Below are 8,528 nucleotides of genomic sequence, written 5' to 3' on the forward strand. Positions count from 1 at the left end.
CACCAGGAGGCGCCCCTTTCGTGTGCCCCGGGGCCGGTCAGGGCCGGTCAGGCCTGGCGGTCGAGGCGGAGCCGCTCGAAGAAGCGCAGGTGCTCGATGCGGTCGACGGAGCCGGGGTTGACGGCCTGCTCCAGCGGGGTGCCGGAGAGGATGCGCTTGACCGGGACCTCGATCCGCTTGCCGGTGAGGGTGTGCGGGAGGCCGTCGACGGCGATGACCTCGTCGGGCACGTGGCGCGGGGAGAGCTCGGTGCGCAGCGAGGTGCGGATGCGGCCGATCAGGTCGTCGTTCAGCTCCGCACCGGGGGCGAGGACGACGAACAGCGGCATCCAGTAGCCGCCGTCGGGCTCCTCCAGGCCGATGACCAGGGACTCGGCGATCTCGGGGAGGCGCTCGACGACCTCGTAGATGTCCGAGGAGCCCATCCGGACGCCCTGGCGGTTGAGGGTGGAGTCGGAGCGGCCGTGGATGACGACCGTGCCCCGGGAGGTGACGGTGATCCAGTCGCCGTGGCGCCAGACGCCGGGGTACATGTCGAAGTAGCTGTCGTGGTACCGGGTGCCCTCGGGGTCGTTCCAGAAGCCGGTGGGCATCGACGGGATGGGCTTGGTGACGACGAGTTCGCCGACGGTGTCGGTGTGCGGGTGGCCCTGGACGTCCCAGGACTCGACGGCCGCGCCGAGGCAGGGGGCCTGGATCTCGCCGAGGTGCACCGGGAGGGTGGGGACGCCGCCGACGAAGCAGGAGCAGACGTCGGTGCCGCCGCTGACGGAGGCGAGCCAGACGTCCTCCTTGACCTCCTGGTAGATCCAGCGGAAGCCGTCCGGCGGGAGCGGGGAGCCGGTGGTGCCGATGCAGCGCACGGCGGAGAGGTCGAGGTCTCGGCCGGGGTGGAGCTCGGCCTTGCGGCTGGCGATCACGTAGGCGGCGGAGGTGCCGAGGACGGTGGCGCCGGTGCGGGCGGCCACGGACCAGAGGGCGCCGGTGTCGGGGTGGCCCGGGCTGCCGTCGTAGGTGACGATCGTGGACCCGACGAGGAGGCCGGCCAGCAGGAAGTTCCACATCATCCAGCCGGTGGAGGTGTACCAGAGGAACCGGTCCCGGGGGCCGAGGTCGAGGTGGAGGCCGGCCTGCTTGAGGTGTTCGAGCAGGATGCCGCCCTGGCTCTGGACGATGGCCTTGGGCAGGCCGGTGGTGCCGGAGGAGTAGAGGACCCAGAGCGGGTGGTCGAAGGGGACGGCCTCGAAGACCGGCTCCACGTCGTCGGCGACCAGGTCGTCCCAGTGCAGGGCGCCCTCGGGGGCGGGGGCGCCGAGCAGCGGGACGTGCACGACGGTGTGCAGGCTGGGGAGTTCGCGGCGCAGCTCGGCGACGACCTCGGTGCGGTCGTGGTCCTTGCCGCCGTAGTGGTAGCCGTCGATGGCGAAGAGGACGGCGGGTTCGATCTGCTGGAGGCGGTCGAGGACGCTGCGGGCGCCGAAGTCGGGGGCGCAGCTGGTCCAGATCGCGCCGACGGCGGCGGTGGCGAGCAGGGCGACGGCGGCCTGCGGGACGTTGGGCAGGTAGGCGCTGACCCGGTCGCCGGGGCCGATGCCGCGGGCGCGCAGGGCGGCGGCCAGCGAGCCGACCTGGCGGCGGAGCTCGGACCAGGTGAGGACGGCCGGCTGCTCGGTGGTCTCGTCGAGGTGGAGGATCGCGGGGCGGTCGGCGTTGGCCGGGTCGTCGGCGGCGCGCAGGGCGTGCTCGGCGTAGTTGAGGCGGGCGCCGGGGAACCAGCGGGCGCCGGGCATGGTGGCGTCGGCGAGGACGGCTTCGGGGGCCCGGGTGAAGCGGACGTCGAACCACTGGGTGACCGCGGTCCAGAACCGGTCGAGGTCCTCGGTGGACCAGGCGTGCAGGTCCGCGTAGCGCTCGGCGGCCTGCTGGTCGTCGGCGGCCGGGGCGAGCGGGGCGGCCGGGGCGCCGTGGTGTTCGGCGGCCCAGGCCTGGAAGGCCACCAGGGTGGTGGCGGCGGCGCGAGCGGGGTTGGGGCGCCAGAGCGGCTGGTCCTGCGGTGGGGTGCTCACGGTGGTGGTCTCCCGGCCGGTGGTGGGGACGGGAGCGCTCGTGGCAGACCCGTCCGGTTGGGCTGTCGGTGCAGACCATGCCATGTGATCGCCCGCCGCGCCAGGGTCGGCCGGTGGGTCAGCGGGGGGTGAACTCGCCGCTGAACCAGCGGCGCAGGACGCCGTTGTGGAAGTCCCAGACGAGCGGGGTTTCGGCGGTGGCGAGCAGCCAGCCGTCGGTCTCGTCGGTGGGGCGCGAGGGCGGGAGGTCGGCGAGCGGGCGGGCCGGGAGCAGTCCGCAGAGCATCACGAAGCGGCCGTTGGGGTCGGAGGCGGTGTGGATCAGGGTGACCTCGGCCGGGTCGGCGGTGATGCCGGTCTCCTCGTGCAGTTCGCGCACGCAGGCCTGCTGCCAGCTCTCGCCGTAGTCCATGTAGCCGCCGGGGAAGGCGAGTTCGCCGTAGCCGGGCTCGATGGTGCGGCGGATGACGACCAGGGCCGGGTCGGCGTCGGGGCGGGTGACGGGGAGGACGGTGACCGCGACGGGCAGCGGGTTGCGGTAGCTGATCTCGGCGCAGCCGGGGCAGGTGCGCGGCCAGGCGAGGGTGCCGGCCGGGTAGGGCGTACCGCAGAAGTGGCAGTGCGAGAAGGGCCGGTGGGCGGTCTGCTGGGCTTCGCCGGTGGTCGTCGCTTCGTCAGTGGTCATGGCCGGATGGTAGCCCGGTCGGCCGACGGTGCCGCCGGGGGCCGCGGACCCTCAGCGGGAGCCTGCGTCGTCCGCTGTGCTGTCGTAGGCCGTGTCTTCGCGGGCGGGGCGGAGCAGCGCGGGGTGCAGCAGGCGGGCGTCGCCGGCGTGGTAGGTGCGGGCGCGGGGGCCGCCGCGGGCGCCGCCGCGCTCGGTGGTGGTGCCGGTGCTCTCGACGAAGCCGGGCACGGACAGCACCTTGCGGTGGAAGTTGCCGGGGTGGAGCTTCTCGTCCCAGACCGCCTCGTAGACGGCGCGGAGGTCGGGGATGGTGAAGTCGTACGGCAGGAAGGCGGTGGCCAGCGGGCTGTACTCGAGTTTGGCGCGCACCCGGTCGAGGCCGTCGGCGAGGATGCGGGCGTGGTCGAAGGCCAGCGTGAGCGGGCCGGGGCCGGTGCGCCCGTCGACGCCACCCCCGTGGGTGTCGGCGGGCACACCGGCGGTTCGGGACCGGCCGCAGGGCCGGAGGTCCAGGTCGGAGACGGGGTGCCAGGCGGCGGCCGCGGCGTCCGTTCCGGCCTGGGGGTCGGGCAGGTCTGGGGCGAAGGCGAGGTAGGCGACGGAGACGACGTGCATCCGCGGATCGCGCTCGGGGGTGCCGTAGGTGCCGAGCTGTTCCAGGTGGAGGCGGCAGAGCCTGGTCTCGGCCTCGGAGGCGCTCTGCAGGCCCGTCTCCTCGGCGAGCTCGCGGGCGGCGGCCTCGTCCAGGCCCTCCTCGCCTGCCCGCAGGAAGCCGCCGGGCAGCGCCCAGCAGCCCTGGTAGGGCGGGGCGCCGCGTTCGACGAGCAGGACGTGCAGGCCGCCGTGGCGCAAGGTCAGGGCGACCACGTCCACGGTGACGGCGACCGGGGTGTAGGCGCGCGGGTCGTACGCGGCGAGCCACGCCTCCTCGGCTCCGGGCCCGGTGGGGGGCGGCTGGTCGTCCGCTGCCATCGCCGGGCTCCTCTCCGTGGTCGCCGGTGCCACCGGGCCTGCCGTGCCGGGGCTGTGCTTCTCGAGTCTTCTCGTGGTCTTCTCGGCCCGTTCTTCTCGGGCTGAGCACAACGTAGCGAGCGCGTTCCCCGGGGGCAAATGGTTTTCCTGCTCGGCGGGGGCCTCCGCCTCTAGGCTGTGACCAGGAACTCTGCCCGAGGAGGCCGCCATGCCCACTGCTCCCCCGCCGGACTTCGCCGCCGCGCTGGCCGCCGGTCCGCTGGTGCTCGACGGAGGGATGTCGAACCAGTTGGCGGCCGCCGGGCACGACCTCTCGGACGCGCTGTGGTCGGCGCGGCTGCTGGCGGACGACCCGCAGGCGGTGGTGGAGGCGCACCGGGCGTACTTCGCGGCGGGCGCGGACGTCGCGATAACCGCGAGCTACCAGGCGAGCTTCGAGGGCTTCGCGCGCCGCGGGGTCGGCCGGGCGCAGGCCGCCCGGCTGCTGGCGAGCAGCGTGGAGCTGGCCCGGGAGGCGGCGCGTCCGGAGCCGGGCGGGCGGCGGCGCTGGGTGGCGGCCTCGGTGGGCCCGTACGGGGCGGTGCTGGCGGACGGCTCGGAGTACCGGGGCCGGTACGGGCTGGGCGTCGCGGAGCTGGCGGACTTCCACCGGCCGCGGCTGGAGGTGCTGGCGGCGGCCCGGCCGGACGTGCTGGCGCTGGAGACGGTGCCGGACGTGGACGAGGCGCGGGCGCTGCTGGGGCTGGTGCGCGGGCTGGGGGTGCCGGCCTGGCTGTCGTACAGCATCGAGGGCGACCGGACCAGGGCCGGGCAGCCGCTGGCGGAGGCCTTCGCGCTGGCCGCCGACGTGGACGAGGTGGTCGTGGTGGGCGTCAACTGCTGCACGCCGCAGGACGCGGACCGGGCGGTGGCGGTGGCCGCCGAGGTGACCGGGAAGCCGGTGGTGGTCTACCCGAACAGCGGGGAGAGCTGGGACGCCGGCCGCCGGGGCTGGCGCGGCGAGCCGACCTTCCGCTCGGCCCGGGTGGGCGGCTGGCTCGCGGACGGCGCGCGGCTGGTGGGCGGCTGCTGCCGGGTCGGGACGGACGGGATCGCGGCGCTGGCGGCGGAGGTGACGGTGCTGCGGGCGCAGCGTGCGGGGGCGGTGGGCTGACCTCACGGGCGGAGTGAGGCCCGGCGCGGGGCGGTGAGGCCCGGCGCGGGGCCGGGTGCGCACGCCCCGGTCCGGACCTGGGCGCACGGCAGGTGAACACGGGGTCGAGGGCGGGTTACCCGGGGGGAAGGTGCACGGAGTCGGGGCGGCCTGGCAGACTCGTCCCGTCACCACTGCGGTCGACATTGTCGACCGCCTGTCAGCGCGGAGGTTCCCATGCCCGGCCCGATCCAGTCGCTTTCCCGGGCCGCCGCGATCATGCGCCTGCTGGCCGGCGGCGAGCGCCGGCTCGGCCTGTCCGAGGTCGCGACGGCGCTGGAGCTGGCCAAGGGCACCGCGCACGGCATCCTGCGCACGCTGCAGCAGGAGGGGTTCGTCGAGCAGGACCCGGAGACCGGCAAGTACCAGCTGGGCGCCGAGCTGCTGCGGCTGGGCCAGAGCTACCTGGACGTGCACGAGCTGCGGGCGCGGGCGCTGGTGTGGGCGGACGACCTGGCCCGGGCGGCCGGGGAGACGGTCTACCTGGGCGTGCTGCACCAGCAGGGCGTGCTGATCGTGCACCACGTGTTCCGGCCTGACGACACCCGGCAGGTGCTGGAGGTGGGCTCCATGCAGCCGCTGCACAGCACCGCGCTGGGCAAGGTGCTGGTGTCCTACGACCCGGTCGCACGCGGGGAGTTGGGCGACGGCCCGTACGAGTCGTACACCGTGCGGACGCTGACCGAGGCGGCCGACGTGGACGCCGAGTGCGCGCTGGTCAGGGAGCGCGGCTGGGCGGACTCGATCGAGGAGACCTGGGAGGGCGTGGCCTCGATCGGCGCGCTGATCCAGGACCGGCGGCGCAACCCGGTGGGCGCGGTGTGCATCAGCGGGGCGGTCGAGCGGGTCTGCGAGGACGGCTTCGTGAAGCCCTCGCTGGTGGCCTCGGTGCGCAGCGCGGCGCGGGCGATCTCCCGCGACCTGGGTGCCGGGCGGTTCTGACACACCTCCACGGGCGGCTCGCGCAGGGCCGTCCCTTCGTCACGCTGAGGCGCGGACGGGCGTAGGCCTGTCCGCGCCTCTGGCGTTTTGTCCCGCTTCGGGGCGCTCCGCTCGGTAACGTCGACGAACCCTCCGAGGTCAGGGTCACAGCTGCGTAACCCTGCCTTGACGCGAGGGCGACCTGGGGAGGAAGCTTCCGCATGACGGTCGACATTGTCGAACGATGGCCGGAGAGATCACTCCCACAGTGCGCTCACCCGCACAACGATCGACCGGCCGCCTGCCCCCACCCACCCTCCGGGCCATATGGACAAGGGAGTCTTTGTGTCCGCGTTCTCCAACGGCGACGTCTTCGTCGGCGAAACCCTCGGCACCGCCGCCCTGATACTTCTCGGCGGTGGCGTCTGCGCCGCCGTGACCCTCAAGAAGTCGAAGGCCGTCAACGCCGGCTGGCTGGCGATCACCTTCGGCTGGGGATTCGCGGTCCTCATCGCCGCCTACATGTCGGCCCCGAAGTCCGGTGCCCACCTCAACCCGGCCGTCACCATCGCCCTCGCGGTCAAGAGCGGCGAGTGGAGCCAGGTGCCGCTCTACCTCGGCTCCCAGCTGCTCGGCGCGATCATCGGCGCCGTGCTGGTCTGGGCCACCTACCTGGGCCAGTTCAACGCGAACCAGGAGCCCACCCTCGGCATCTTCTCGACCGGCCCCGAGATCCGGAACCCGGTCCAGAACGTGATCACCGAGGTCATCGGCACCTTCGTGCTCTGCTTCGCGATCCTCACCATCGGCACCAACAGCGGCCTCTCCCAGTCCGGCACCGGCACCCTGATGGTCGCCTTCACCGTCGTCGGCATCGGCCTCTCGCTGGGCGGCCCGACCGGCTACGCGATCAACCCGGCCCGTGACCTCGGCCCGCGCATCGCACACGCCCTGCTGCCGATCCCGAACAAGGGCGGCTCCGACTGGTCGTACGCCTGGATCCCGGTCGTCGGCCCGATCCTGGGCGGCCTCGCGGCCGGCGGCGTCTACAACGCCATCTTCTAAAGGACGGGTTCGACCCCGCCGCACACGGGGACTGACCGACCGACGCGTCAGGCCCACCCACCCCGTACCCCCCGAACCCGAGCCGAGGACCCTCCCCATGACCTCCACCGGTAACTACATCGCCGCGATCGACCAGGGCACCACCTCCAGCCGCTGCATCATCTTCGGCGCCGACGGCCGGATCGTCGCCGTCGACCAGCAGGAGCACCGACAGATCTTCCCCCAGCCCGGCTACGTCGAGCACGACGCCGCCGAGATCTGGACCCGGGTGCAGTCGGTCGTCCGCGGCGCGCTGGAGAAGGCCGGCCTGACCAAGGACGACATCCGCGCGATCGGCATCACCAACCAGCGCGAGACCACCGTCCTGTGGGACAAGAACACCGGCGAGCCCGTGCACAACGCGCTGGTGTGGCAGGACACCCGCACCGAGGGCCTCTGCCGCGAGCTGGGCCGCAACGTCGGCCAGGACCGCTTCCGCCGCGAGACCGGCCTCCCGCTGGCCAGCTACTTCGCCGGCCCGAAGATCCGCTGGCTGCTGGACAACGTCGAGGGCCTGCGCGAGCGCGCCGAGGCCGGCGACATCCTGTTCGGCACCATGGACACCTGGGTGATCTGGAACCTCACCGGCGGTGTGAACGGCGGCAAGCACGTCACCGACGTGACCAACGCCAGCCGCACCATGCTGATGAACCTCAAGACCCTCGCCTGGGACGAGAGCATCGCCGAGTCGATGGGCGTGCCGATGGCCGTCCTGCCGGAGATCCGCTCCTCCGCCGAGGTGTACGGCGAGGCCGTCGGCGACCTGGCCGGCGTCCCGGTCGCCTCCGCGCTCGGCGACCAGCAGGCCGCGCTGTTCGGCCAGACCTGCTTCGACGAGGGCGAGGCCAAGTCCACCTACGGCACCGGCACCTTCCTCCTGCTGAACACCGGCGAGAAGATCGTCAACTCGTACCACGGCCTGCTGACCACCGTCGGCTACCGGATCGGCGACCAGGCCCCGGTGTACGCCCTGGAAGGCTCGATCGCCGTCACCGGCTCGCTCGTCCAGTGGCTGCGCGACCAGCTCGGCATCATCTCGACCGCCGCCGAGATCGAGACCCTCGCCAACACCGTCGAGGACAACGGCGGCGCCTACTTCGTCCCGGCCTTCTCCGGCCTGTTCGCCCCGTACTGGCGCTCCGATGCCCGCGGTGTGATCGCCGGTCTGACCCGGTACGTCACCAAGGGACACCTGGCCCGGGCCGTCCTGGAGGCCACCGCCTGGCAGACCCGCGAGGTCGTCGACGCCATGCAGAAGGACTCCGGGGTGGAGCTCACCGCCCTCAAGGTCGACGGCGGCATGACCAGCAACAACCTGCTCATGCAGAACATCGCCGACGTCCTGGACGCCCCGGTCGAGCGGCCCTACGTGGCCGAGACCACCGCCCTCGGCGCCGCCTACGCGGCCGGACTCGCCGTCGGCTTCTGGAACGACCTCGACACCCTGCGGGCCAACTGGCACCGCGCCGCCGAGTGGACCCCGCGCATGGACGAGGCCACCCGGGAGCGTGAGTACAAGAAGTGGCTCAAGGCCGTGGAGCGCACCATGGGCTGGGTGGAGGAAGAAGAGAACAACTGACCGACAAGC

At 73.2% G+C, this 8,528-nt stretch carries 7 protein-coding genes; 4 read left to right on the forward strand and 3 right to left on the reverse strand.

The genetic code is table 11. The annotated features are described in order from the left end of the window. Nucleotides 1-47: 47 nt before the first annotated feature. The 3 genes from ACFU6K_RS21850 to ACFU6K_RS21860 all read right to left on the reverse strand — a co-directional run bounded on the left by ACFU6K_RS21850 (nucleotide 48) and on the right by ACFU6K_RS21860 (nucleotide 3,723). Nucleotides 48-2,066, reverse strand: coding sequence for an acetoacetate--CoA ligase (locus ACFU6K_RS21850; protein ID WP_380665437.1), 2,019 nt, complete (start codon nucleotides 2,064-2,066; stop codon nucleotides 48-50). A 118-nt stretch (nucleotides 2,067-2,184) separates the two neighbouring features. Beyond that, a complete protein-coding gene (locus ACFU6K_RS21855) occupies nucleotides 2,185-2,751 on the reverse strand; it encodes an NUDIX domain-containing protein (protein ID WP_380665439.1) in 567 nt (188 codons plus the stop codon). A gap of 51 nt (nucleotides 2,752-2,802) precedes the next feature. Continuing rightward, a complete protein-coding gene (locus ACFU6K_RS21860; protein WP_380665441.1) occupies nucleotides 2,803-3,723 on the reverse strand; it encodes an NUDIX domain-containing protein in 921 nt (306 codons plus the stop codon). Between the two features lie 208 nt (nucleotides 3,724-3,931). On the opposite strand from ACFU6K_RS21860, the gene mmuM reads away from it, so the two are divergent. From mmuM to glpK, 4 genes are all read left to right on the forward strand, one after another. Then, the gene (gene mmuM, locus ACFU6K_RS21865; protein WP_380665443.1) at nucleotides 3,932-4,876 is read left to right on the forward strand and encodes a homocysteine S-methyltransferase; all 945 of its coding nucleotides are present in this window, start codon (nucleotides 3,932-3,934) and stop codon (nucleotides 4,874-4,876) included. A 216-nt stretch (nucleotides 4,877-5,092) separates the two neighbouring features. Then, nucleotides 5,093-5,857 carry an IclR family transcriptional regulator gene (locus ACFU6K_RS21870; protein WP_380665445.1) on the forward strand — a complete coding sequence of 255 codons (765 nt, stop codon included), beginning with the start codon at nucleotides 5,093-5,095 and terminating at the stop codon, nucleotides 5,855-5,857. 324 nt (nucleotides 5,858-6,181) lie between these two features. Then, nucleotides 6,182-6,901, forward strand: coding sequence for an MIP/aquaporin family protein (locus tag ACFU6K_RS21875; RefSeq protein ID WP_380665447.1), 720 nt, complete (start codon nucleotides 6,182-6,184; stop codon nucleotides 6,899-6,901). Nucleotides 6,902-6,998: 97 nt separating this feature from the next. After that, nucleotides 6,999-8,519, forward strand: coding sequence for a glycerol kinase GlpK (glpK, locus tag ACFU6K_RS21880; RefSeq protein ID WP_380665449.1), 1,521 nt, complete (start codon nucleotides 6,999-7,001; stop codon nucleotides 8,517-8,519). Nucleotides 8,520-8,528 lie beyond the last annotated feature (9 nt).

The organism is Kitasatospora sp. NPDC057512 (assembly GCF_042802135.1).
Lineage (GTDB): Bacteria > Actinomycetota > Actinomycetes > Streptomycetales > Streptomycetaceae > Kitasatospora.

Bases quoted from the DNA above. Each gene is read 5' to 3' on its own strand.
- ACFU6K_RS21855 (WP_380665439.1), bottom strand. From the start codon at position 2,751: ATGACCACTGACGAAGCGACGACCACCGGCGAAGCCCAGCAGACCGCC.
- ACFU6K_RS21860 (WP_380665441.1), bottom strand. From the start codon at position 3,723: ATGGCAGCGGACGACCAGCCGCCCCCCACCGGGCCCGGAGCCGAGGAG.
- mmuM (WP_380665443.1), top strand. From the start codon at position 3,932: ATGCCCACTGCTCCCCCGCCGGACTTCGCCGCCGCGCTGGCCGCCGGT.
- ACFU6K_RS21870 (WP_380665445.1), top strand. From the start codon at position 5,093: ATGCCCGGCCCGATCCAGTCGCTTTCCCGGGCCGCCGCGATCATGCGC.
- glpK (WP_380665449.1), top strand. From the start codon at position 6,999: ATGACCTCCACCGGTAACTACATCGCCGCGATCGACCAGGGCACCACC.